A 23,216-nucleotide genomic window follows, 5' to 3' on the forward strand; every position below is an offset into this window, starting at 1 on the left:
CTGGTTGATCCTTGAAAGTCTGTTGGTCGTTCGGCCAGCCACTCTATTGTAGACGTTGAATAGCGGTCTGGAATTTGATCTGCGCTAAGGCAGAAACCGATCTCCTGAATTAGGCTGTAGATGATAACAACAGGAAAACGGGAAGACCTGAATATGAAAACCGTTGTCAGCGTCAGCCAGGGATCTGGTGAGTACGATTATGATATCGAGACGTCGTTTCTTGGGCAGCCTTTCCGGATTATCCGGATCGGTACGGAAGGCGATCTTTCCCGGGCCGAGGCGGTTCTGGAGTCCGTGCATCCGCAGGCAGATGCCATCGGTCTGAGCATGGTACACGATCATTACGAGGTGGGCCGGGAGCAGCTTGAACACCCGGATACTGCCCGCCTTGAGGCCTGTGTGCCGGATAAGCCGGTAACCACCGGTGCCGGGTTGCGGGCTATCCTGCAGGAATGGGCTGTGCGTCATACCCAGTCTGAGCTCGGGCATTTCTTCGACAATGCCCGGGTGCTCTTTTTGAATGGGCAGGCCGGTTACCGGATTGCCAGGGCCCTTTCCGAACATACCGAGAATCTCTTCTTTGCCGATCCTTACACGGATTTCGGAGTGCCCAGGCTGCTGACTTCCCTGAAACAGCTGGAAACCTATACCTCGCTCACTGCACCCATCATGTTCAGGCCTGCGGCGGTGAAAGCGGTTGAAACCATTCTCCGAACACCGCTGTATCGTTTGGGTGAGAACCTGGTGAAAGGTTCGCTCCATCACGCGGTCTCCGAGGCTCATGTCATCGTGGCTTCGATAGGCGACCTGGAGAATTTCACGGCGAAAGAGCTGGATGGAAAAACCGTGATCACCTCGCGGGTAACGGACGCGGCTATGGACTGGATGCGTTCGCGCAAGGTTGCCATGGTAGTGGATTACAGTCCCTGGCTGGAGGGCCGCCCCGTTGGCGTGAATGTGATGGAGGCGATGATCAGTGCGGCGCTTTCCAGGACGCCGGACCAGTTGGGCCCCGATGACTATCTGGATGTTATTCAGAGCCTGCAGATTGAGCCGCGAATCCTTTACCCGAACGGTTATCGCCGGGTTAACCGGTTTGCGTTTGTCATTCACCCCCTGTCGCAGCAATACCTCACCAAAACACCGCCCCTGGACTGGGTTGCCAACGTATCGCCGCCTGTGGTCATGAACCTGGTGGAAAAGGCCATCGCGTATTCGCCACCGTTCATCTACTCCAAGGTATCCGGAATCCGGTCACCCAATGGCGATGAGGTGGAGGGCTGGCTCATTACCGTTGGTGGCACACCTCGGGAAATCATGGCCCACGGGCCGGAATTTACCTACGCCCGGTTGCTGCAGGCGGCCAAACTGGCCAAGAAACTCGGCGCCCAGATCATGGGCCTGGGTGCGTTTACCAAGGTCGTGGGTGATGCCGGTATAACGGTGGCCAAGCGGGCGCCGCTGCCGATCACGACCGGCAACAGCTACAGCGCATCCGGTGCCCTGTGGGCGGCCCATGACGCCATGAAGAAAATAGGGCGGGTGAGTATTGGCCCCAGTGGCAAAGCGGCCGGCAAGGCTATGGTGGTGGGCGCTACGGGTGCTATCGGGTCGGTCTGCGCCAGATTGCTGGCCAAGGCAGTGGACGAGATTTATCTGGCGGCACCGGAGCCGGCCAAACTGCTGGCTCTCAAGGAAAGCATCGAACAGGAAACGCCGGGTGCCATCGTACATGTTGCCGGCTCTGCCGAACGCGATCTGGCCGACATGGACATGATCGTGACCGCCACCTCCGGGGCCGGCAAACGTATCCTGGATATCATGAAAGTGAAGCCGGGCTGCGTCATAACCGACGTCGCCCGCCCACTGGATATCCCGGCGGAGGATGTCGCCAAGCGGCCGGATGTGCTGGTGATCGAATCTGGCGAGATTCAGCTACCGGGTGAAGTGCATATGAAAGACATCGGGCTTCCGAAAGGCATTGCCTATGCCTGCCTGGCGGAAACCATCGTGCTTGCTCTGGAAGCGCGTTTCGAGAACTTCACTCTCGGGCGGAATATCGAGTGGGAAAAAGTGCGGGAGATTTACAAGCTGGGGCTGAAGCATGGCATGAAGCTGGCCGCCATTTCCGGGGTGAACGGTGTGTTCACCGAGGAGGACTTCGAACGGGTTCGAGTCCTGGCGGCCAGCGAAGAAGCACCTCAGGCAGAAGGATCAAGCACACCGGCGTAGCGAACGCCGCTGAGCAGGGCCATCTCCCGATGCCAGGTGGACAGGTCATCTATGTTCAGTTTGCTCAGGCTGTCGTGGCCACAGGCTCGTGCCATCACCTGCATCAGTGAGACAGAGGCCTCAAGGAAGTTCCGCAGCTGTTTGGCAGACTGGTCGACGTTCAACCGTTGGCGCAGGTCCTTGTTCTGGGTCGCAATGCCTGCCGGGCAATTGTTGGTGTTACAGATACGGGCTGCAACACAGCCGATGGACTGCATGGCACTGTTGGCAACGGCAATACCGTCAGCGCCCAGCGCCATGGCCTTCACAAAATCGATAGGGACCCGCAGGCCACCGGTAACGATCAATGTGACCCGTCCGCTTGCGCCGCGGTCATCCAGATAGCGCCGCGCACGCGCCAGGGCAGGAATGGTGGGCACACTGATGTGATCACGGAAGATCTCGGGTGCAGCGCCGGTGCCGCCGCCACGGCCGTCGAGAATGATGTAGTCGGCGCCGGCATCCAGGGCGAATTGCACATCCCGCTCGATGTGATTGGCGCTCAGCTTGAAGCCGACGGGAATACCTCCGGTCACTTCCCGAACATGGCTGGCGAAGCGCTGGAAATCCTCAACTGAGCGCAAATCGTCGAAAGTGGGTGGGGAGTTGGCCGGTTCGCCCTCAGGAATATTGCGCACCTCTGAGATCTTGCCGGTGTTCTTGTTGCCCGGCAAATGGCCACCGGTGCCGGTCTTGGCGCCCTGGCCACCCTTGAAGTGAAACGCCTGCACTTTCTTGAGCAATTCTTCCTTGTAACCGAACTTGGCGCTGGCCAGCTCGTAGAAGTATCGGGAATTTTCCTGTTGCTCCTCGGGCAGCATGCCGCCCTCGCCAGAGCAGATGCCGGTGCCGGCTAGCTCGGCGCCACGAGCGAGGGCAATCTTGGCCTCCTCCGACAACGCGCCGAAGCTCATGTCGGAAACGAATAGCGGCATGCTCAGTGTCAGTGGCTTGCGGGCTTCAGGCCCGATTACCAGTTCGGTCGAGACGTCGGCGTCGTCTGCCAGCGGCTTACTGGCCATCTGCGCCACCATCAGTTGGAGGTCGTCCCAGTGGGGCAGGGTGTGGCGGGGCACGCCCATGGCAGTTGTCGGACCATGGTGGCCCATACTGCTCAGCCCCTCACGGGCCAACTTATGAATAAATTCAACGGTGGGTTCTTCTTTGGTGGATTTGGCCTTCGGCGCATCACCGGATTCCTCGTCGCCATCATCGTCTGACTCCGGCGCCTCCTTGCCAACCTGGTCATCGCTGAACTGCTGGTGAGTGCCGTCACAATAAGGCGCGCTTCCGGTCTGTTTACACTGGCACAGAACCGCCTCTTCGTCTTTTTCGGCCTTGAAGACCTTGGGCTTGAACCCCGTATCTCCGTGGGAACCGTCGCAGAACGGCTGGTTGTTGGAACGGCCACAAACGCAGAAGGCGTATTCCTCGCCTTTTTTCAGGCTGACTTTCTTGGGCTTGTTATCAGCGATCACCGGATTGCTCATTGCAAGGCTCCTTGTTTGGCGCATGCCACAAATGTACAAGGGTGTACGGGCATTAAACGCAAATAGGCTACTTGTAATGATCAAGTGTGGATCAGGACTGACCGCGCCGCCAATGCGGCGCGGCTCGCTCGGCGTCCGATTACGGCTGCAGGCCCGCCCTGGCTGCACGCGCCGCGTGCAGCTTCCGGTAGCTCTCGATCAACCGCTGATGCTTCTCCAGCCCATCCAGTTGCATGTTCGTGGCTTCCAGGCCGTGGAAACGAACGCTGCCATCCACTGAGCCAACAACAGCTTCCATGGTTTCCTCGCCGAACATGCGGGTGAAGTTGGTGATGTAGTCGTCCAGCTCCATTTCGTCGTCAAGGGTGACTTCGAGAACCGCATACATGGCTCGGTAGAACAGACCGCGCTCAACGGTGTTGTCGTTGAACTGAAGGAACATGTCGACGAATTCCAGGGCTTCTTCATGCCACTGCAGGGCAAGGCAGATCAGGATCTTCAACTCAAGGATCGTGAGTTGGCCCCAGATGGTGTTTTCATCGAACTCCACGCCGATCAGGGTGATGATCGTCATGTAGTTGTCCAGCTGGCTGGCTTCCAGGCGTTCCACCAGATCGGCCAGTTGCTCATCGTCCAGGCGGTGCAGGTTGAGGATGTCTTCCCGATAGTCCAAAGCCATGTTGGTGTTGTCCATGATCAGGTCTTCCACCGGATACACCTCGGAATAGCCTGGAACCAGGATTCGGCAGACCGGCGCGCCCAGTTCCTCGTAAACGGCGACATACACTTGCTTGCCCAGTTCCTCGAGGATACCGAACAGACACTCGGCTTCCTCGGCGTTGGTGCCGGAAAAATCCCATTCAACGAAATCATAATCGGACCTGGCGCTGAAAAACCGCCAGGAAACAACGCCGGTAGAGTCGATGAAGTGCTCCACAAAGTTGTTTGGCTCGGTCACTGCCAGGCTGTTGAAGGTGGGCGCCGGCACATCATTGAGGCCCTCGAAGCTGCGGCCCTGCAGGAGTTCGGTCAGGCTTCGCTCAAGGGCCACTTCAAAGCTCGGGTGAGCGCCGAAAGAGGCGAACACGCCGCCCGTTCGCGGGTTCATCAGGGTAACGCACATTACCGGGAACTGGCCGCCGAGGGAGGCGTCCTTTACCAGAGTCGGGAAACCCTGGGCTTCCAGGGCTTCAATGCCTTCCAGGATGTCCGGGTATTTTTCCAGTACCTCCCGGGGCACGTCCGGAAGGGCAATTTCCTCTTCGATAATCTGCTTCTTTACCGCCCGTTCGAAAATCTCCGACAGACACTGAACCTGTGCTTCGTTCAGGGTATTGCCCGCACTCATGCCGTTGCTGAGAAACAGGTTCTCAATCAGGTTGGAGGGGAAATACACCACCTCGCCATCCGATTTTCGCACGTAGGGCAGGGAGACAATGCCCCGGTCGGCTCTGCCGGAGTTGGTATCAATCAGATTGGAGCCGCCAAGCTCGCCGTCCGGGTTGTAGATGGCGAGGCAGTGGTCATCCAGAATACCTTCCGGCAGCTCGTCGTTGGGGCCCGGCTTGAACCACTTTTCGTTCGGGTAGTGGACGAAGTCGCTGTTGGCGATGTCCTCACCAAAGAACTGATCGTTGTAGAAAAAGTTGCAGCTGAGCCGCTCGATAAATTCGCCCAGGGCAGAGCACAGGGCGCTTTCCTTGGTAGCTCCCTTGCCATTGGTGAAGCACATGGGTGAGGCAGCATCGCGAATGTGCAGGGACCACACGTGCGGCACAATGTTGCGCCAGGAGGCAATCTCGATCTTCATGCCCAAGTCTTCAAGGATGCCAGTCATGTTGGCGATGGTCTGCTCCAGGGGCAGGTCCTTGCCTTCGATAAAGGTCTGGGTGCCGCCTTCCGGCTGGGTCATCAGCAGTGCCTGGGCGTCCGCGTCCAGGTTCTCGACGGTTTCAATCTCGAAGGTCGGGCCGGTCTGGACCACTTTTTTCACGGTGCAGCGGTCGATCGAGCGCAGGATGCCCTGGCGGTCTTTCTCCGAAATGCCCTCGGGCAGCTCCACGGAAATCTTGAAGATCTGGTTGTAGCGATTCTCCGGGTCCACGACGTTGTTCTGGGACAGGCGGATGTTCTCGGTGGGAATGTCCCGCGCGAGACAGTAAACCCGAACAAAGTAGGCCGCACACAGGGCAGAGGACGCCAGGAAGTAATCGAACGGGCTGGGCGCCGAGCCGTCGCCCTTGTAGCGAATCGGCTGGTCCGTTACGACCGTGAAATCGTCAAACTTGGCTTCAAGTCTGAGGTTCTCGAGAAAGTTGACGTTGATTTCCATTGCAGAGAGTCCTGGATCGGAGAATTTGGCGCGCCATGGTTTTTAATGGCGGCCATTATCCAGTTTTTGCAGGCGTTCGTCTTGGTCGGTCTTCTACGGATGATGTAACGCCAGCTCGACGGCCTGAGCTGCGTGAATCTCCGTGGTGTCGTAGAGGGGAACCCCGGTATCCGCCTGCTTGATCAGCAAGCCGATCTCGGTGCAGCCCAGGATCACCGCCTGCGCGCCGCGCTCGGAAAGCGAGCTGACAATATCGAGGTAGATGTCGCGCGAGTCCGGCTTGATCTCTCCCAGGCAAAGCTCCTCGTAGATAACACGATGCACCTCGTCCCGCTGGATTTCATCCGGCGTGAGAACGTCGATACCGGCGGCCTCCAGTCGGTCCCTGTAGAACGCCTGTTCCATGGTAAATCGCGTGCCCAGCAGGCCTACCCGGTTGATTCCATCATTCTTCAGCACCTGAGCTGTGGCATCTGCTATGTGTAGCAACGGGATCTCGATCGCCTGTTCAATTTCAGGAGCAACCTTGTGCATAGTGTTGGTGCCGATCACCAGGAAATCCGCGCCGGCCCTCTGCAATGACAAGGCGGCGTCGGAAAGAATGTCGGCAGTAGCGGGCCAATCACCTTTGTGTTGAAGCGCTTCGATCTCGGCGAAATCCACGCTGAAGAGCACCAGCTTCGCCGAATGCAGCCCGCCCAGTCGGCCTTTGACCCCCTCGTTGAGGAGTCGGTAGTAGGTTTGGGTGGATTCCCAGCTCATGCCGCCGAGAAGGCCAATCGTTTTCATGGGTAATCTCCTTATTATCCGCTAATTGTCACGATAATCAGCGCCACTGCATAGACCGAGAGCATCAGGGCGCTTTCAAACCCGATCTTGCCAATTCCATAGCGTTGGCGCCGGACCATTCCCATTAACAACGTGGCTGTCATCAGTATGCTGACAAGCCCCCAGGTCATCTGTATCGGGGTAATGTCGTGATAGATGGAACCGCCAGGGTAGCCCACATCGGCTGAAGCGATCACCAGCATATTAAAACAGTTGGTGCCGAATATATTGCTTACCGCCAGGGTCAGCGCGTTCCTGCGGATGGCAGCAATGGTGGTGACCAGCTCGGGTGAGGAGGTAGCGAGCGCGGTAAACAGGCCGCCAATCAGGGTATCGGACAGGCCCGTTTCATCGCTGATTACCTTGGCCCCCTCCATCAAAACCCAGCCGGCGACGCCTGTAATTGCGGCCAGAATAATAAAGCTGACCCAGGCCTGGACAAGGCCACCGCGAAGATAATGGTCAGGCTTGTCGGGAACGGTTTGGCGGGTCAGTCGGGGAAACCACATGGGTTTACTGTCTGTTTTGCGAACCAGGTGAAGCCCGAAAAGATACGCTGCCGTAATCACGGGAGTGATTGGGTGAATGCCCCATATGGAAACCGGTGGGCTGGCAATCGCCAGGAGTGGCAAGGTGAGCAAAACGATCAACAACGCAGCCAGCATAAGGTTGGTGGACGATGCAGCCGCGTGCTCCAGGTTGGCTTTCCGGTACATGATGTCGGCAATGCCCAGAAACACCAGGTTCGCAGCCATGCTGCCCATGACATTGCTCATGGCCAGATCCGGCCTTGAATCCAGCGCAGCGCTGAGGGTGGCGGCGAAGTCCGGTAGTGACGTTACTCCAGCCAGCAGAAAGATCCCGAACAACGCCTCTCCAAGGCCCGTTCGATCGGCCAGCTCATCCGCCACCCGGGCAAGCCGGCTGCCAGCTGTCACAATAACGACGGATGCGATGGCAAAAGCGATGATCCCGGTAGTCAGTGATGGAAACACTCAAGGCCCCAGACTGTTGTGATTGCATGAATTTCTTACGGTAACTATAGCGGCCCGGGAATGGCCAGGGCGGATATCGATGCCCGCAGAAGTATTCTGGCTTCTATATTGGCTGCAGGAAGCACCGGTAACAGGTTCAGAGCAAATCGGAAAATGGTCGGTCCCTGGATTTTCTTCGGTGAGATGGGCCTGTTTCGGTTTTCCACTGATGCCACGCCTTGTATCCAGGTGTCGATGTCTACAGTGTTAAGTAGAGCCACTTCTCAAAGAAGGAGGGGAGCCAGTATCCATGGAGCCCGTCACCAAGAAACCCTGTATCGACGTCTGCGAGTTCAACAAGAAGGCCATCTGCAAAGCCTGCGGCCGAACCCGTCAGGAGAAGAAAGAGTGGAAACAGCTGTCACCGGAACAGAAGCAGGCGATCTGGACACGTATTTTGGAGTCTCACGGCTCGGGTAAAGGAAAGAATCCCAAGGCATTGCGCGAGTTGTACGAGAAGGCCAAAAAGAAGAAAAAGAAGAGCTGATCGCCGCGGAAATGTTCGGGTTGCGGCGATCAGAGACCTCAGGGTGAAGTGTTAGAAACGATACTTGGCGTTTGCGTTCACAGTGCGCCGCTCGCCGTATCCGCAGTCTGCACCTTCGGAGCGGCACCAGGTGATGTACTCGTCATCGGCCAGGTTTTTGGCATCTACGGTGAAGTCCCAGTTCTGCCAGGTGTAGCCAATCATGGCGTCGTAGAGGGTAACGGAAGGAACGACGGGCCCGCCTCCTGAGCCAACGTTGTCACCCACGTAGCGCACCCCGGCACCGACCCGCCAGTTGTTGGCGATGTAGAGCTGGTTCCACCAGGAAGCCTGACGCTCGGCCACATAGGGGAGCCGGTTGCCAGAGGCGTCATCCCTGGCATTCAGATCGGTGTAGGCCAGTTGGGTTTCGAAACGCTGCCACCGCTTGTTCACCTGCAGCTCCCAGCCGTCGATCACCGCGCCGGTCTGCTCAACACCTCCGGGGGTGCTGCCGTCGCTGATCCGGTTCTCCTGGGTAATATCGAAGTAGGCTGCAGTAATGCCAAGGGACTGGTCCTGGGACACGTACTTCACGCCCGCTTCCTGTTGGTCGCCGGTGGTGGGTTCCAGTGTGTTGGCCGCGGCGGTGCCATCGGTACCGAGGTTCATGCTGAAGGCTTCAGCGTAGCTGATGTACGGAGAAATCCCGTTTTCGAATCGGTACATCAAGCCCGCCCGACCAGTGGTGGCCTCCTCGTCGCTGACGGTATCTGATCCGGAGACGGCCAGGCGGCGGTTCTCGGCCCAGTCGTGGCGAAGGCCGGCCGACACGACGACGTTGCCGATCTCGATGTGATCGGCAATGTAGAGGCCGATTTGCTCAATCTCGTTGTCCGGCCGGTCGGTCGGATTGATGGCACCGTCGTTCAGGTTGCCGTACTGTGGATCATATACATCGAAGGTGCCACCCAGGCCATAACCGTAAAAGTAATTGTCCTGTTTCCAGAGCGCGTCCTGGCGGTCGGCGCCGATAATCAGACGATGGCGGGTCATGCCCAGCTCAACATCACCCTCAAGGCGAGCGTCCATGTTGAAAATGCGGGTTTCAGCATCTGCCGTGTAAATGGTACGCGGCACTTCGCCATTGGCGTCGGGAACGCTTGGAATGGTTATCCAGTGTTCGCGGTTTTCGGTACTGGAGCGGCTGTAGCGAGCAGTGGCGGAAAGCGCCCAGTTGGTATTCAGTTGATGATCAACAAACAGGGTAGCTTCGGTCTTCTCCCGATCATAACGATCCCATCCTGGCTCCCCAACGAATCGCTCAGAGCCGATAAACCCTTGCGATCCTGGCTCCAGGGTGCCGGCCTGTGGCAGGAACTGAGCGGATACCTGGCCTTTGTTCTCCTGGCGGTTGAGGAGCAGGGTAACGCTTGTGTCATCGGTTGCGCGCCAGGTCAGGGAAGGGGCGAGCACGTAGCCATCGTCTTCCACATAATCCACCTGGGTGTCACTATCGCGTCCCAGTGCGATAAAACGGTACAGCAAATCACCGCTCTCGTTGACGGGGCCGGTTACATCCACGGCCAGCTGCTTACGATTAAACGTGCCGTACTGGGCCCAGATCTCGCCGCCCTGTTCCTCTTCCGGGAGCTTGGATACCCCATTGATGATGCCGCCCAGGTCACTCTGTCCATAAAGCATGGACGAGGGGCCTTTGAGCACTTCGATGCTCTCGAGTGCGTACACATTGGTGCGCACGGTGTTGTAGGAACCGTAGATCTGACGCAGACCATCCAGATAGCGCCCGGCATCAACACCACGAACTTTTGCAGAATCGATTCGGGTGTCAAAACCAAAGTTGCCTGCGTAGACCCCCGGTGTGTAGAGCAGGGCATCCTGTATGTTCTTGGCTCCGAAATCTTCGATGAAGCTGCGATCGACGATTGAGACCGAATAGGGTTGCTCTTCAACCGGAACGTTCAGTTTTCCAACGGCCGGCGTTTTTTCCAGAGGCATATAGTCCGGAGCGGTAATCGCATCAGAAACCACATCGAGAGCTTCGAGTGTGGTCGCGTCGTTGGTTTGCGATTGCGCCATGGCCAGAGAGCTTGCGCCGAGGAGTGAAACCAGTGCTGCAGAGCTGCAGCGTCGGGAGCGAATGACTATCATACAAAAATACGCCTTCGTTGTTAATGCGGAGGCGAACGATAACAATTATCATTAAATAAACAAGAGGTAATGAAATCGCGTGACAAGATCAGTCGATAGTAAACGAGAGGATTCTCGAGAGGTGGCTGTAGGGCAGGCCACTCTCCTCATGCCAGAGATTAAACGCTTCCTGCGCCTGCATCAGCCCTTTCTTGCTGGTGGGTGAGGCATCCAAAACCTCTTCCCTATGCAGCGCGGCAATAACATCCCGTGAAAGGATAAAGCCGTCCCAACCCACTCGCCGCAAAAAGTACTGGGCGCTGTTGCCACCGAGCCTCGCTCCGTTGCGTTTAAGCCACATCAGCAGGCCGGCCTGGTCACTGCTGGGCCAATCGGCGAGGAACTTGCCAAAGCTGCCGTGTTCCCGGGAGGCATCGACAATCATCCGCGCATTTTCGGGAACGGTCTGAATTTTCTGAGCGTTCCTGACGATGCGTTCGTCGCCCGCCAAACGCTCAAGCACTTCGGGAGGAACCTGCTGCCAGTAAAGCGGTACAAAACCTTCGAACGCCTCTTCAAACTTCGGCCATTTGTTTTCGATCACCCGCCAGACGAAACCGGCCTTGAAGATGCACCGGGTGATTTCCGAAAGGTATCGATCATCACCAAGAGCCTCAAGCTCGCCGGGTGCCGCCACTCTCGGCAGCCGTGCGCGAACCTCGCTCTCGCCGCCTTTCTGAAGAACGGCCTGTTCGTAGATGCGGGAAAAGGACATAGCGGTCTCTGAATCAGTCCAGTGTGTTAAGTGATTTTTTCCGGCCAATGTGCGACAGGCCAATAATCAGGGTTCCGAGCAACCCGAGGGCAGGGCGCACAATCAACCGGAATACCCAACTGCCGATGTACAACACCGGCAGTAGTATCAGCATCCACCCGAGAAACTGCACCAGCTTTACCGGGTAGCCCATTACTTCCGCTACCTCTGCCAGGACGTCATTGATGATACCGGGGTGTGTGACCACCAGATACCCCACGCCAATCACAGCGGGCCATTTTGCGTAGCGGGCGGTCGTCATCAGCATGCGCCCGCTAGTCGTGAGACGAGCGGCCAGTGCTGCGGACCGGGTACCCCTGGCAGCGCCTCTGGATGAAACAGCGACAGCCCGTCCTACCCGAAGTACCTTCAACGCGCTGGCAAAAACCAGAACATCCACCGACGCCCAGCCGATATCAGAGGCGGTCACGTCGTCACCGGTGCGGTGCTGAATCTCAAGGTTGCGTATACCACTTGCGAAGAACTGGTTGATGTTCTCCAGCACCCGTTCGGTTCGAACCCAGATGACGTCGCCCTGCTCGTTAAATACGAACTGGCCCAGGAAATCGTGCCCTTCTTCCTGAATAAAGCGCACGGCGTACCACCCGCGCTCTTCCGGAGTCAGCTTTTCCTTTCGGGAGGTATTTTGTTGGCCGCCGGTACTGTTATCGGTTTCTTCGCCTCCGGTAAAGAACTCAAGAGCCGCCTGATATTTGCTCGCCAGATCGTTCATCAGCTCGATAGAGCCAACAGGTTTGCTCAGGAAATAGTGAATCGGCGGAAGAATGTTTTCGCCATAGAGCCGAAGAATTTCCCGGAATTCCGGTTCGGGACCATATAGGGGAAATACTTCGCGTGTCATCGCCGGGTATCGCAAATACGCTGCCCGGGCCTTCAGTAGCAGCAGTTCGTCGTCTGCCATATCCAGCAAGGCTGCCTGAACTTCCAGTGGCTCTTTCTCGATCCGGGGGAATTCCCGGAGAGTATTTTCCGCCTGAATCTGGATCAGCCGCTCTTCAATCAGCATGGGCCGGGATGTGACCGTCGACAACAATGCAACGATCACCGAAATCCCCAGAATCAACAGGAGTTTTCTCATCGAAACTTACCCCGGGCAGGAATGAGTCAAAGAACCGTGTAGGGGTTGCCGCTTTTGTAGCTCGATCAACCAGCGACTACGCTTTGGAGAGTAGCGCAAATGTATACGCCCCGAAAATGCAGATCATTCCGGGATTGGGCTGGCATGCTTTTGGCGAAGGTCGAACTGGAGTTGCAAGTGGCGGTAAATCAAGCGAAGCGTGGATTTGTGATCAGAGAGGCCCGGGAAGAGGATCTGCCCGAGATGGTGGGCTTCCTCGCCAAACTGGCCCTGCATGTTTCGGGTGCGCCTCCCCATGACTTGAAGGAAAGCGAGTACAAACGGCTTCTGCGAACCCTGCACTCCGCGCTGGACGGTCCCAACAGACGACTCGTTGTGGCCGAAACCAAAAGCGCCGGGCTCGTGGGCATGGGTTATGTTTATATCTGGAGAAGCCAGGGCATCTGGGAGCAGTCGGAAGCGGCAGAATTCAAGTCTGGTGTTATTGATGATATCTGGGTAGAGCCGGACTTCCGGGGGCTTGGTATCCTGAAGGCACTGTTGCGGGATCTTGTGACTTTCGCGGAGGAGCATCACGCCTCGGAGCTGATCCTCGAATACTCTGCTTCAAACAAGGAAGCCAAGGCTGCCTGGACCAAACTGGGTTTCAAACCGACTGGGGTTCGCGCGGCGGCATTCACCTCGGTGGTTAAGCAGGCGCTGGCGGAATCACAAGGATAAGAAAAGGAAACAGGCCATGATCGGCGATCGCAGTGTGAATGTGTTTTACGATGAGATCATGCTCGGGCATAACCCCGAGGTGGATCTTCCGTTCATGCCCAGCCGGGTGGAAAAGCGAGTGCGATCCATTCTTCAGGGCTTGGATTTCAAATGGAGCTATCCGGAGCACCCCGGGCGGATCAGCGCCATCAAGGAGTATCTGGATGAAAACCCTGTGGCAGGTACTCAATTCAAATCGGGTGCGGCTGCCGCAACCTACGATCAGCTGGCACGGGTACACACCACCTCCTACCTTGACCACATCTTCTCACTGGACGGCAAACGGGCGTGGCTTGATAAAGACACGACGGCGGTGTCACCCGACAGCATCAAAGCCGCCACGGCTGCGGCCGGCAACGCCATTGCCGCCGTTGAAAGCGTTGTGAAAGGGGAGTGTGACAGCGCGTTTGCCCTGATCCGCCCGCCCGGCCATCATGCGGAACCGGTTCGGGCACGGGGATTCTGCCTGCTCAATAATGTGGCCATTGCTGCGGCCCATGCCCAGGCCAAACTCGGCTGTGAGAAGATTCTGATCATCGATTGGGATGCCCATCATGGCAACGGTACCCAGGACATTTTCTGGGCAGACCCCGATGTCCTGTTTTTCGATACCCACTGCGCGGCGCCATTCTATCCCGGATCCGGTCACCTGGAAGAGATCGGTGATGGGCTGGGGGAGGGCTACACCATCAACGTGCCACTGCCGGAAACGGCTGGCGACGTTGCCTTTGAGAAAGTGTTCCGGGAGATCCTGATGCCGGCGGCGGATTACTTCCAGCCGGATTTGGTGCTGGTCTCTGCCGGCTTTGATCCGCACAGAAACGACATGGCCCTGAACCTCACCTACGATGGCTTCAAAGTAATCACAGGCATTGTTCAGGCGATTGCCGACAAACACTGTGAGGGACGGTTAGCGCTGGTTCTGGAGGGTGGCTACAGCCTGAGTTCGCTGTCCAAGGGGGTGCACGCCGTGCTCGAAGTGCTGGCCGGAGGAGAGGTGCCGGAAGTTCATGAGATCGGCGTGCCGGAGGCCGAAGAGGCAGCTGAGTTCCATCGGTCTGCCTTCAGTGATGAGGACTAATTCTGCTTTGAGCAATAAAAACTAGGTCAGTCGGCTGAAAACACCCGGCTGGCGGCTTCCACAACAATCCCGTGCCGCTTGGCCAGTTTCACCCGGTCATCATCGTAGCCGCCGCCAATCACCGTCGCTACTGGAATGTCCCGACGTTTCAATTCACTGAGCACCTGAAAGTCCCGCTCAAAAATTCCCTGTTCGGAAATGTTCAGCCGGCCGAGGGGATCATTCCTGAATACGTCCACGCCTGCGTCATAGAGCACGATATCCGGCCGGGATAACGCCAGTGATTTGTGCAGCGTTTCGCTGACAACCTCAAGATAGGCCCCGTCTTCGAGGCCATCCGGTAAGGCGACATCGAGATCGCCAATCTTTTTCTCGAACGGGTAGTTGCGCTCACAGTGAATCGAGCAGGTAAAGGCATTCGGCTCGTTCGCCAACAATGCAGCGGTACCGTCACCCTGATGCACATCCACATCGAAGATAAGCACACGTTCAATGCCCTCCTGTTGCAACAGCACATTGGCGGCGATCGCCAGATCGTTGAGGATGCAGAAGCCGGCAGCGTAATCGTAATGGGCGTGATGGGTGCCACCGGCCAGGTGACAGGCAATGCCATGCTGGAGGGCCAACTGCGCCGTCAGAACCGTGCCTGAAGGAGCCAGGAAAGTGCGTCGGACGAGGCCCTTGCTCCAGGGCAGATTCATCTGCCGTTTCTCCCGCGCCGAGAGTTGATCGCCGGCGAAACGGGCGAGGTAATCCGGGCAGTGGGTACGGGTCAGCCACGCCTGCCGGCATGGGGCAGGGCGAAAGCTATTGGCTTGAGTGAGAAGCCCTCTCGAGCGGGCGTAATCGGCAAGGAGCCCGAATTTTTCCATGGGAAATCGGTGCTTTGCCGGGAATGGGAAGCTGTAGTCTGGATGGTGAACCACGGGTACGGGCATTTGATCGTCCGGCTGCAGTGGATTTGTGACGTCAGAATGTTATTTGGCAGGCACGGCTGCGATGCCAGAATCACACATCGACTGGATTTCTTCGGCGGAATACCCGCACTCTGCCAGCAGTTCGCCGGTTTGCTCGCCGAGGCGCGGAGCTCCCTGCCAGTGCTGCTCCGGTGCGGCCGAGAATCGCGATGGGGCCCTGGCCTGGCGCAGTCGGCCAGCCTGGGGGTGGTCGTAGTGTGAGAGCAGATCGTTGGCCTGTACCTGGGGATGGTCAAGAACCTGGGTGCGGGTTAATACCGGGGCACAGGGCACCCGTTCGGCCTCAAGCCTGGCCAGCCAATGTTCCGCAGAATCGGTTTTTATCACCGACTGAATCAGTTCGAGCCTGGCGTCTATATTCTCCTGGCGCAGCCGGGCAGTCAGGAACCTTGGATCCTCCGCCCACTCCGGGCGGTCCACAGCACGAATAAGGGCCTGCCACTCTCGATCGCTCTGAACCGCAATGGTGATGAAACCGGTTGTGGTCTCATAGATGAGATCCTGAAGGCTCGCAGCCTCCTGCTGTGGCACCTCACTGTGAACAAAGGTCTGGCTGCCCATGTCGGAGCTCCAGAGAAACGCGATGATCGCGTCCAGCATGGACAGCCGGACATGCTGGCTTTCCCCGGTGCGTTCCCGGGCGAACAGAGCCGCGGTAATCGCCTGGGCTGCGGTTACACCGGTGAGCTTGTCGGGCAGGATGGTCCTAACCAGTTGCGGACGCAATTCATCGGCGCCGGCCTGCACGGTGGCCAATCCGGAGAGGCCCTGGATCAGCGGATCGTAAACCGGTCGCTGGGAATAGGGGCCGGTATCACCGAAGCCACTGATTGATACCATCACGAGATTCGGGGCCACCTTGCGCAGCTTCTCCTCGCCAAGTCCCATCCGCTCAATGACGCCCGGCCGGAAGTTCTGCACAAAGACATCGGCCGACGCCACCAGTCGAAGCAGCGCGTCGCGTCCTGCCTTTTCTTTCAGGTTCAGTGCCACTGATTTCTTGTTGCGGTTGTTGTTGAGGTACAGCGCCGACATATCGCCCTGCCGATTGGCCGCGGAGCGAGTAAAGTCTCCACCCGCCGGATTCTCGATCTTGATAACCTCGGCACCCTGATCCGCCAGTATCATGGTCGCGAGAGGCCCGGAAATCATGGCTGTCAGATCGATAATGCGGATGCCATCGAGCGGTCCGGTCATGGTCAGGACTCCTGTTTTTCCTTGGAGGCGCCAAAAAACGTGAGTGCGCCACTCTTAAAAAGGGTTCGTACTCTAAACTTTATGCGGATGCCGATCATTTACCAGTACGCAACAGAGCAGGAAATTCATCAAACCAGAGGAGCGCCAGTGTCCACCAGTGTTGAAATGACCGACATTTTTCTCGAGTACCCCACAGAGTCCGGCAAGGTTGCTGTACTCAAAAATGCCTCCCTCATGGTGCCCCCGGGAGAAACACTGGCAATCACAGGCCCCTCTGGTAGCGGGAAAACGTCCCTGCTTTTGTTGCTCTCCGGCCTGCAGCGACCGACCAGTGGTGAAATTCTGGTCGGCGATCAACGCCTGGGCGACATGGACGCCAATGCTCTGGCCGACTGGCGAAGTGAGCACCTTGGCATTATTTTCCAGTCCTTTCACCTGCTGCCTGGCCTCATGGCCCTGGGAAACGTGAGTCTGCCGCTTGAGATTGCCGGCGAGGCCAGGCCGCGGGAACGAGCTCTCGCCATGTTGGAGGCAGTTGGTCTCAGCCATCGGCTGCAGCACTACCCGGGGCAGCTCTCTGGCGGCGAGCAGCAACGGGTAGCGATCGCGCGGGCTCTGGTTCATCAGCCAAGCCTGTTGTTGGGGGATGAGCCCACAGGCAATCTGGACCACGAAACCGGTGAGAAAGTGCTCTCTCTGCTGTTCGACTTGCACAAGGACAGCAAATCCACGCTGGTACTGGTGACTCACGACGAGCGCGTTGCCGAGCGTTGTCAGCACAGGGTCCGGATGGACGGTGGGCGTCTCTATGCCTCCTGAACGCTCCACAAACCCGCTCTGGATGCTCCGATTCGCGATCACCGATCTGCGGTCACGTATCTCTGCACTGAAGATTTTCCTGGCCTGCCTGATTCTTGGCGTCACGCTTGTCGCGGCCACAGCCAGCCTGTACCGGGTGATTGAGCAAAGTTTGCTGGCAGATACCCGGGCGCTGCTCGGTGGCGATGTGGAGCTGGATACCAGCGAGCCTCTGCCCGATGAGGCGCTCGAATGGATTCGTGCTACCGGCAAAATTTCACTGGTTCGGGAATTCGATACCATCGTCAGCGGAAGCGGCGGCGACGGCTTCTTCCGGGCGGAGATACTGGTTCCGGATGCTCTCTATCCCCTCTACGGCGAGCTGGAGCTAACGCCGGATGAATCTCTGGGGGCGCTTACAGACCAGAAGGAAGGGCAGTGGGGGGCTATCATCGATCCTTTGCTGGCCGAACGCCTGGGCCAGTCGGTGGGTGACCAGATTGAGATTGGCGCCGCCACCTTTCGAATCAGCGGCCTTATCGAGAAGCAACCGGATCGGAGCCTGAACGCCAATTGGCGAGGTCTGCCGATCATGATTTCCGAGCAGGCCGTGGAGGCAACCGGTTTGATTCGCCCGGGTAGCCGCGTGGATTACGAATACCGGGTACAAACCGAACAGAATCTCGACACCTGGCTTGAGGAATTCGAGCAGGCATTCCCGGATGCGCGATGGGAAATCACTACGTTTGCCGAGCGCAGCGAACGGATTTCCGAGCGTCTGGACCAGATTGCCACAGCACTCATCCTTATCGCTTTCACTACATTATTCATCGGTGGCCTCGGCGTTGCCAACAGCATCCACGCCTACCTCGATGAAAAGCTGGGCACAATTGCCACCTTGCAAACACTTGGCCTGCGTCGCAAACCGCTTGTCGGCATATACCTCCTGCAGATTGGTGTATTGGGCAGCCTTGCAGGGCTTATTGGCGGTAGTATCGGGCTGGGGCTTTCCGCCCTGGCGATCAGCCTGGCGGGCGATGCCTTTGCTCTGGCGGGGCCCGATGGGGCCGTCGGTTGGTTGTCCTTGTGGTTGGTTCCCTTGCTGCTGAGCTGGCTGTTCGCTGTTCTGACTGCTTACGTGTTTGCACTGCCGGCACTCGCTCGAGCCCTGGCTGCTGCGCCGGCCGGGCTTTTCCGGGGACAGGTCGAGGCGGCTCCAAACGAGCCTCGCAGCTGGCGGATCGCCAGCTATCTGCTGCTGGCCGTTTACATCGGCGCTACTCTGTTCTGGCTCCCATCGCCTCATCTGGGCTTTCTGTTCCTGCTGGCGGTTACGCTGCTTTGGGGCCTCCTGGAAGGTTTGATCAAGGGGTTGCGCCGTGGAGCCAAAGCCCTGGAAAACGGCGGTTTTGCCGACCGCAGGTTTGCCCGGCGGTTGGCCCTGGCCAATCTGCACCGGCCGGATTCGCCGCTCCGGGCAACCCTGCTGTCACTGGGTACCGCACTGACGCTTGTAGTGGCCTGCACGTTGATGGTTACCACGCTCCTGAGGGCGCTTGAAACCACCATACCGGAACAGTCTCCGGCGCTAATCCTCTATGAAGTGTTCCCGGACCAGATGGAACCGCTGCAAAACGGCCTGGAAGCGTTGGATGCGTCCAGCCGCGTTGAGTTACTTCCGATGGTCCGTTCCCGTCTGGACACTATTAACCAGAAGCCGATTGCGGAGGTTCTCGCTGATAATGCCGAAGCTCGGCGAGAAGCCATGGGAGATGAATACAAACTGAGTTATCTCTCGGGAAACCCCGAAGCACTGGAACTGGTGGAGGGCAACTGGTGGGAATCGCCGGCCCCCGAGGGGGAGCCCGCTTACATGGCCATGGAGGATCGGGAGGCTTACCAGCTTGGACTGGGGGTGGGCGACCAGCTCACCTTTACTGCACAGGATAAGAGCATCGACGTCGAAATCCGTGCAATTTACCGGCAAAAAGGGCTGCAGACCCGATTCTGGTTCGAGGGCATATTGCAGCAAGGCGCACTGGACGACTTGATCAGCCTTTACGTTGGTGCGGTCTACCAAAGCGATGAGGCGGCCAGGGAATCCCAGCAATGGCTGGCACAGACCATCCCCAATGTAATCACGATGCGCACCGCTGACTGGCTGGAAACCGCAGGCGATCTGCTGAACAAGGCAGCCGCGGGCCTGACGGCTGTGGCATCGGTCAGTCTTCTCGCCAGCCTGCTTGTGCTTTCCAGCGTGGTCAGTGTCAGCCGCAGGCGGCAGCTTTACGAGGCCAACCTGTTGCACTGCCTTGGCGCCCGTCACGGAGCGATCCGCCAATCCATGCTGCTGGAAACCGGTTTGCTGACCTTTCTGGCAACGGTTTTCGCGACAGCGCTTGGTGCGCTAATTGCTTTACCTGTAGCTGACCTGGCCTTGAAGCTGCCGGCAGGCGATTTATGGTGGATTGGGACACTGGTTGCCGGAGGTGTCAGTTCGCTGGCGCTGCTGGGTGGACTCCTGCCCACGCTCAGGGCAATGCGGTTAAACCCCGCGGTGTTGCTCAGAGACCGTTAAAATGGCCTGCTATAGTAATAAATTCGTCTTTTTGATTAAGGAGGTGTAAACATCAGTTAAATCATAGACCTAAGAATATGAAAAATGACTGTTTGTTCGTTTTTTGGCCGCTATCACGAGTTACAGGCTCAAACAATCCGGTTATATTGAGGAAATTAAGGAAAATTGCCTACCAAATGGCAAATTTCAAAAATTTTCACTAAATAATCTACGGTAGTATTTTTACGTATGCTTTTTGCACATAACTCCTATTGTGTAGGCATAACGGACACACACTTTTCGCCCACGAAAGAAAAAGAGAGAATAACTATGATTCGCAAACTAGCACCGCTTGTATTCGCTTGTGCTGCGGTAACCTCCGTAAGCGCGACAGCCGATCAGCTGGACACCGTGATTCAACGTGGCACTTTGAACTGTGGCGTGGTTCTGGATTTCCCACCAATGGGATATTTTGACGAGAACAACGAGCCTGCAGGCTTCGACGTCGATTACTGTAACGACCTGGGCGAGGCGCTCGGCGTAGACGTCAATGTTCTCAACCTAACCTGGGGCGAGCGGATTCCCTCCCTGGTGTCCGGCAAGACTGATGTGGTTATCGGTTCTACCTCCGATACACTGGAGCGCGCCAAGACCGTTGGCTTCACCTACCCGTACTTCGTCTTCAAATTCCAGGTTATCGCCAACGAGGACAAGAACATTGAATCCTTCGACGACCTGAAGGATCTGAAAGTGGGTGCGGCACTCGGCACCACCTACGAAACCGAATACCTCGCGTATGCCGAGCAGCAGGGCTGGGGCAAGGACAACTACACCTCCTTCAAATCCGAGAACGATGCTTACCTGGGTCTTTACCAGGGCAAGGTCGACGCAATCATCTCTACCAACACCAACATCGCGACCAAACTGCGTAGCGAAGAGTTCGCAGACTTTGAAGCGGGGCCCTACGTTCCCAACTACGACGACGTTGTGGGCATCATCGCCAAGCGTGATGAGGTTGCCTGGATCAACTACCTGAACCTGTTCCTGGTACGCCAGATTCGCGACGGCAACATGAACGAAGCTTACAACAAGCACTTCGGTACCGATGCGCCGGCCGATCTGATCAAGTCCCTCCGGGACAACAAGTAAGCGCCGAACCGACGGCCGCCAAACAGGCGGCCGTCATTGCATTGGTTCCCGGGTCGGGCGCTCATCCTCGGGTGTCCTGACCTAAAATTCTGATCAAGGCCCTTCTTACCGGGCTCTGGTCGAGTTTCCTACCATTCATAAAATGGCCAAGGTATGGACTACGAATTTCACTGGAACGTTGTGTTCCAGAACATGCCCCAGCTGCTGAACGGTGCCTTCGTTACCCTGCACGTATCCGTTCTGGCGATGCTTCTGGGCGTTGTGATCGCAATACTGTTGGCGATCGCCAAAATGAATAACACGAAGTTCTTCAGCCAGGTTGCGACGGTCTGGGTCGAGATCGCCCGGAATACGCCGGCCCTGTTCCAGATCTACATGGCCTATTTTGGCCTTGGAGCATTTGGTATCCACCTCAGCCCCTACGTGGCGGTACTGAGCGCACTGGTCTTTATCAACGCGGGCTACCTGACGGAGACGTTCCGGGGTGGTTTCCAGTCGATTCCGAGCACCCAGTACAGCGCTTCCAAGTCGCTGGGCATGACCAGTATCCAGACGTATCGATACATCATCCTTCCGCAGATGCTGAGACGCATCTACCACCCGATGACCAACCAGTTTGTCTGGTCCATCCTGATGAGCTCTCTGGGCATTCTGGTGGGTATGAGCGAGCTTTCTGGCACGACTCAGCGTCTGCAGTCACTGTCGTTCAGAACGCTGGAATTCTTCATTGTGGCGGCCGTGATGTACTTCGTCATCACCAAACTCGTGTTGTTCGGATCATCACTGCTTGCGCGTAGACTCTTCAAGGGGGAAATCTGATGAATTCTTTATTCACACCCCTGTCCTGGAGCGATAGCGGTCTGATCCTGACCGGTGTCTGGAATACCATCATCATCTCCGTTGTCGCCATCGTGGTGGGCACTATTCTGGGATTGATCGTCGGCTTTCTCCGTGCCGAGAGCAACAAGGCCGTCAACGTCCTTTTCGGTAGCGTGCTCGACGTGCTGAGAAGTGTTCCCCTGATCATCCAGCTTATTCTGTTCTCCACCTTTGTCGGTGCGATGGGGAATCCACTGGCGCCGTTTGTTGCGGGCTCCATTGTGCTTTCGCTGTATACCATGGCCTTCATGAGCGAGGTATTTCGCAGTGGCTTTGAGAGCGTCAGTCCCTCAATGCAGACGGCAGCGCGCTCACTGGGTATGACCAAATGGCAAACCATCTACCACATTCGGTTGCCGATTGGTTTGCGTGCTGTGTTCCCCTCGTGGCTGGGTGTTGCACTCAGTGTCATCAAGGACTCGGCCCTGGTCTCGGTCATCGGTTACATGGAATTGCTGCGCACGTCGGAGCAACTGATTTCAAGAACCCAGCAACCGCTCGAGATTCTGATCGGTGTTGGTATCTTTTACTTCATTATTTCGTACCCGCTGTCCCACTACGGCCGGTATGTTGAGAGGAAAATGGCAATATGATCAGCGTACAGAATGTCCATAAATCCTTCGGCGATCTTGAAGTACTGAAAGGCGTCAGCCTGGATGTAAAGAAAGGCGAGGTCGTGAGCGTTATCGGGGGCTCCGGCAGTGGCAAGTCGACTCTCCTGTATTGCATCAATGCCATTGAGCCCATCAACAAGGGCAAGATCCTCGTTGATGATGTGGATGTCCATGCCAAAGAGACCAACAAGGACAAGCTGCGCCAGAAACTGGGCATGGTCTTTCAGCAATGGAATTCCTTTCCTCATATGACTGTACTGGAGAACGCCGCACTGGCGCCCAGAATCGTCAAGAAAATGAGCAAGGAAGAGGCAATTGAAATCGCCAAGAAAGAGTTGGAGCACGTCGGCCTGGGTGACAAGTTTGACGTCTATCCCACCAAAATGTCCGGCGGCCAGCAGCAACGCCTGGCGATTGCCCGTGCGCTGGCCATGAAGCCTGACTACATGCTGCTTGACGAGGTGACCTCCGCGCTCGACCCGGAGCTGGTCGGCGAGGTTCTGGATACCCTGCGCCTGCTGGCAGAAGAGGGGATGACCATGATCTGTGTGACCCACGAAATGGGGTTCGCACGGGATGTCTCTGACCGGGTGGCTTACTTCCACGAGGGTGTGATCGCAGAGATCGGTGAAGCACGCCAGGTGATTACCGATCCGCAAAACCCGCTCACCCAGAAGTTCCTTTCAAAAGTGCGCTAGAAAGTCGCCACAACCGTGGCGC

General features: G+C 57.2%; 19 protein-coding genes. 10 read left to right on the forward strand and 9 right to left on the reverse strand.

Going from position 1 to position 23,216, the window contains the following annotated elements; all coding sequences use genetic code 11:
- Positions 1-153: 153 nt before the first annotated feature.
- Positions 154-2,232 carry a DUF8754 domain-containing protein gene (locus AC5JQH_RS19560; protein ID WP_273017893.1) on the forward strand — a complete coding sequence of 693 codons (2,079 nt, stop codon included), beginning with the start codon at positions 154-156 and terminating at the stop codon, positions 2,230-2,232.
- On the opposite strand, the gene AC5JQH_RS19565 is transcribed toward AC5JQH_RS19560, so the two are convergent.
- From AC5JQH_RS19565 to AC5JQH_RS19580, 4 genes are all read right to left on the reverse strand, one after another.
- Positions 2,202-3,761: a glutamate synthase-related protein gene (locus AC5JQH_RS19565; protein WP_493791644.1), complete on the reverse strand. Its 1,560-nt coding sequence runs from the start codon at positions 3,759-3,761 to the stop codon at positions 2,202-2,204. The two genes, AC5JQH_RS19560 and AC5JQH_RS19565, sit on opposite strands and share 31 nt — an antisense overlap.
- Before the next feature lie 139 nt (positions 3,762-3,900).
- A complete protein-coding gene (locus tag AC5JQH_RS19570; RefSeq protein ID WP_273083683.1) occupies positions 3,901-6,093 on the reverse strand; it encodes an OsmC domain/YcaO domain-containing protein in 2,193 nt (730 codons plus the stop codon).
- 93 nt (positions 6,094-6,186) lie between these two features.
- Positions 6,187-6,882 (reverse strand): aspartate/glutamate racemase family protein, encoded by a 696-nt coding sequence (locus tag AC5JQH_RS19575; RefSeq protein ID WP_008171988.1) that lies wholly within the window; start codon positions 6,880-6,882, stop codon positions 6,187-6,189.
- A gap of 14 nt (positions 6,883-6,896) precedes the next feature.
- Entirely contained in the window at positions 6,897-7,916 is a 1,020-nt protein-coding gene (locus tag AC5JQH_RS19580; protein ID WP_273083684.1) for a sodium:calcium antiporter, read from the reverse strand.
- Between the two features lie 289 nt (positions 7,917-8,205).
- Between AC5JQH_RS19580 and AC5JQH_RS19585 the strand changes: the two genes are divergently transcribed.
- The gene (locus AC5JQH_RS19585) at positions 8,206-8,442 is read left to right on the forward strand and encodes a DUF1289 domain-containing protein (protein WP_230706904.1); all 237 of its coding nucleotides are present in this window, start codon (positions 8,206-8,208) and stop codon (positions 8,440-8,442) included.
- Between the two features lie 51 nt (positions 8,443-8,493).
- On the opposite strand, the gene AC5JQH_RS19590 is transcribed toward AC5JQH_RS19585, so the two are convergent.
- From AC5JQH_RS19590 to AC5JQH_RS19600, 3 genes are all read right to left on the reverse strand, one after another.
- A complete protein-coding gene (locus AC5JQH_RS19590) occupies positions 8,494-10,593 on the reverse strand; it encodes a TonB-dependent siderophore receptor (RefSeq protein WP_405419270.1) in 2,100 nt (699 codons plus the stop codon).
- Positions 10,594-10,681: 88 nt separating this feature from the next.
- On the reverse strand, positions 10,682-11,347 hold the full coding sequence (locus tag AC5JQH_RS19595) for a DNA-3-methyladenine glycosylase I (protein WP_273044883.1): 666 nt from the start codon (positions 11,345-11,347) through the stop codon (positions 10,682-10,684).
- A 13-nt stretch (positions 11,348-11,360) separates the two neighbouring features.
- A complete protein-coding gene (locus tag AC5JQH_RS19600; protein ID WP_273083687.1) occupies positions 11,361-12,485 on the reverse strand; it encodes a hypothetical protein in 1,125 nt (374 codons plus the stop codon).
- Between the two features lie 177 nt (positions 12,486-12,662).
- Between AC5JQH_RS19600 and AC5JQH_RS19605 the strand changes: the two genes are divergently transcribed.
- Together AC5JQH_RS19605 and AC5JQH_RS19610 are read left to right on the forward strand one after the other, a co-directional pair.
- Complete coding sequence (locus AC5JQH_RS19605) at positions 12,663-13,205, forward strand: GNAT family N-acetyltransferase (protein WP_493805890.1); 543 nt, start codon at positions 12,663-12,665, stop codon at positions 13,203-13,205.
- A gap of 16 nt (positions 13,206-13,221) precedes the next feature.
- Complete coding sequence (locus AC5JQH_RS19610; protein ID WP_008169546.1) at positions 13,222-14,325, forward strand: histone deacetylase family protein; 1,104 nt, start codon at positions 13,222-13,224, stop codon at positions 14,323-14,325.
- A gap of 26 nt (positions 14,326-14,351) precedes the next feature.
- On the opposite strand, the gene AC5JQH_RS19615 is transcribed toward AC5JQH_RS19610, so the two are convergent.
- Together AC5JQH_RS19615 and AC5JQH_RS19620 are read right to left on the reverse strand one after the other, a co-directional pair.
- Positions 14,352-15,263 (reverse strand): histone deacetylase family protein, encoded by a 912-nt coding sequence (locus tag AC5JQH_RS19615; RefSeq protein WP_039881763.1) that lies wholly within the window; start codon positions 15,261-15,263, stop codon positions 14,352-14,354.
- 39 nt (positions 15,264-15,302) lie between these two features.
- Positions 15,303-16,499, reverse strand: a complete 1,197-nt coding sequence (locus AC5JQH_RS19620) for a CaiB/BaiF CoA transferase family protein (protein WP_491713447.1) — start codon at positions 16,497-16,499, stop codon at positions 15,303-15,305.
- A gap of 165 nt (positions 16,500-16,664) precedes the next feature.
- Here AC5JQH_RS19620 and AC5JQH_RS19625 point away from each other — a divergent pair, with 165 nt between their 5' ends.
- The 6 genes from AC5JQH_RS19625 to AC5JQH_RS19650 all read left to right on the forward strand — a co-directional run bounded on the left by AC5JQH_RS19625 (position 16,665) and on the right by AC5JQH_RS19650 (position 23,194).
- Positions 16,665-17,318, forward strand: coding sequence for an ABC transporter ATP-binding protein (locus AC5JQH_RS19625; protein WP_493805987.1), 654 nt, complete (start codon positions 16,665-16,667; stop codon positions 17,316-17,318).
- On the forward strand, positions 17,308-19,875 hold the full coding sequence (locus AC5JQH_RS19630) for an ABC transporter permease (RefSeq protein WP_493805891.1): 2,568 nt from the start codon (positions 17,308-17,310) through the stop codon (positions 19,873-19,875). Before AC5JQH_RS19625 ends, AC5JQH_RS19630 begins: the two co-directional genes overlap by 11 nt.
- 309 nt (positions 19,876-20,184) lie before the next feature.
- On the forward strand, positions 20,185-21,003 hold the full coding sequence (locus tag AC5JQH_RS19635; protein WP_053114982.1) for a transporter substrate-binding domain-containing protein: 819 nt from the start codon (positions 20,185-20,187) through the stop codon (positions 21,001-21,003).
- 153 nt (positions 21,004-21,156) lie between these two features.
- Positions 21,157-21,822, forward strand: coding sequence for an amino acid ABC transporter permease (locus AC5JQH_RS19640; RefSeq protein ID WP_008169533.1), 666 nt, complete (start codon positions 21,157-21,159; stop codon positions 21,820-21,822).
- Positions 21,822-22,475: an amino acid ABC transporter permease gene (locus AC5JQH_RS19645; RefSeq protein WP_008169529.1), complete on the forward strand. Its 654-nt coding sequence runs from the start codon at positions 21,822-21,824 to the stop codon at positions 22,473-22,475. The genes AC5JQH_RS19640 and AC5JQH_RS19645 overlap by 1 nt, the downstream gene beginning before the upstream one ends.
- Positions 22,472-23,194 carry an amino acid ABC transporter ATP-binding protein gene (locus tag AC5JQH_RS19650; protein WP_014576841.1) on the forward strand — a complete coding sequence of 241 codons (723 nt, stop codon included), beginning with the start codon at positions 22,472-22,474 and terminating at the stop codon, positions 23,192-23,194. The genes AC5JQH_RS19645 and AC5JQH_RS19650 overlap by 4 nt, the downstream gene beginning before the upstream one ends.
- Positions 23,195-23,216: the final 22 nt, after the last annotated feature.

Source organism: Marinobacter sp. H13 (genome assembly GCF_059072335.1).

Excerpts from the sequence above, each read along its gene's own strand:
- AC5JQH_RS19640 (WP_008169533.1), top strand. The coding sequence starts at position 21,157 with ATGGACTACGAATTTCACTGGAACGTTGTGTTCCAGAACATGCCCCAG.
- AC5JQH_RS19590 (WP_405419270.1), bottom strand. The coding sequence starts at position 10,593 with ATGATAGTCATTCGCTCCCGACGCTGCAGCTCTGCAGCACTGGTTTCA.
- AC5JQH_RS19625 (WP_493805987.1), top strand. The coding sequence starts at position 16,665 with ATGACCGACATTTTTCTCGAGTACCCCACAGAGTCCGGCAAGGTTGCT.
- AC5JQH_RS19600 (WP_273083687.1), bottom strand. The coding sequence starts at position 12,485 with ATGAGAAAACTCCTGTTGATTCTGGGGATTTCGGTGATCGTTGCATTG.
- AC5JQH_RS19595 (WP_273044883.1), bottom strand. The coding sequence starts at position 11,347 with ATGTCCTTTTCCCGCATCTACGAACAGGCCGTTCTTCAGAAAGGCGGC.
- AC5JQH_RS19650 (WP_014576841.1), top strand. The coding sequence starts at position 22,472 with ATGATCAGCGTACAGAATGTCCATAAATCCTTCGGCGATCTTGAAGTA.
- AC5JQH_RS19645 (WP_008169529.1), top strand. The coding sequence starts at position 21,822 with ATGAATTCTTTATTCACACCCCTGTCCTGGAGCGATAGCGGTCTGATC.
- AC5JQH_RS19615 (WP_039881763.1), bottom strand. The coding sequence starts at position 15,263 with ATGCCCGTACCCGTGGTTCACCATCCAGACTACAGCTTCCCATTCCCG.
- AC5JQH_RS19635 (WP_053114982.1), top strand. The coding sequence starts at position 20,185 with ATGATTCGCAAACTAGCACCGCTTGTATTCGCTTGTGCTGCGGTAACC.
- AC5JQH_RS19610 (WP_008169546.1), top strand. The coding sequence starts at position 13,222 with ATGATCGGCGATCGCAGTGTGAATGTGTTTTACGATGAGATCATGCTC.
- AC5JQH_RS19620 (WP_491713447.1), bottom strand. The coding sequence starts at position 16,499 with ATGACCGGACCGCTCGATGGCATCCGCATTATCGATCTGACAGCCATG.
- AC5JQH_RS19560 (WP_273017893.1), top strand. The coding sequence starts at position 154 with ATGAAAACCGTTGTCAGCGTCAGCCAGGGATCTGGTGAGTACGATTAT.
- AC5JQH_RS19565 (WP_493791644.1), bottom strand. The coding sequence starts at position 3,761 with ATGAGCAATCCGGTGATCGCTGATAACAAGCCCAAGAAAGTCAGCCTG.
- AC5JQH_RS19575 (WP_008171988.1), bottom strand. The coding sequence starts at position 6,882 with ATGAAAACGATTGGCCTTCTCGGCGGCATGAGCTGGGAATCCACCCAA.
- AC5JQH_RS19630 (WP_493805891.1), top strand. The coding sequence starts at position 17,308 with ATGCCTCCTGAACGCTCCACAAACCCGCTCTGGATGCTCCGATTCGCG.
- AC5JQH_RS19585 (WP_230706904.1), top strand. The coding sequence starts at position 8,206 with ATGGAGCCCGTCACCAAGAAACCCTGTATCGACGTCTGCGAGTTCAAC.
- AC5JQH_RS19570 (WP_273083683.1), bottom strand. The coding sequence starts at position 6,093 with ATGGAAATCAACGTCAACTTTCTCGAGAACCTCAGACTTGAAGCCAAG.